Annotated in this window: 1 protein-coding gene; it reads left to right on the top strand. The window is 69.5% G+C overall.

What is annotated here, in order from left to right:
- Positions 1-49 precede the first annotated feature (49 nt).
- Positions 50-491, top strand: a 442-nt coding sequence (locus tag G4Z14_RS18770) for a DUF7507 domain-containing protein (RefSeq protein WP_164628487.1), incomplete at its 3' end; no start/stop codon positions are given.

Below are 491 nucleotides of genomic sequence, written 5' to 3'. Positions count from 1 at the left end.
GGGTGGCGCGCTGAGCGACAGCCTGCCGGTGGACTTCGGCGGTGCGGCGGTGAGCGGGATCTCGATCCCGGTCGGCGGCAGCGAGACCTGGACGGCGAGCTATGCGGTCGATCAGGCGATGATCGACGCCGGCGCGGATATCGTGAACACGGCGAGCTTCGAGCCGGCGGAAGCCGAGCCGCAGTCCGACGACGCCACCACGACGATCAGCCAGACCCCGGGCTTCTCCATCGAGAAGACGGTGGATCAGGCCAGCCTCTCGGCACCCGGCACGCTGACCTATACGATCGCGGTGACCAACACCGGCAACGTGACGCTGACGGGTGGCGCGCTGAGCGACAGCCTGCCGGTGGACTTCGGCGGTGCGGCGGTGAGCGGGATCTCGATCCCGGTCGGCGGCAGCGAGACCTGGACGGCGAGCTATGCGGTCGATCAGGCGATGATCGACTCCGGCGCGGATATCGCGAACACGGCGAGCTTCGACCCGGCGG

Source organism: Tabrizicola oligotrophica, assembly GCF_011008935.1.
Classification (GTDB): Bacteria; Pseudomonadota; Alphaproteobacteria; order Rhodobacterales; family Rhodobacteraceae; genus Tabrizicola_A; species Tabrizicola_A oligotrophica.
This window is presented reverse-complemented; position numbering and strand designations above follow the sequence as displayed.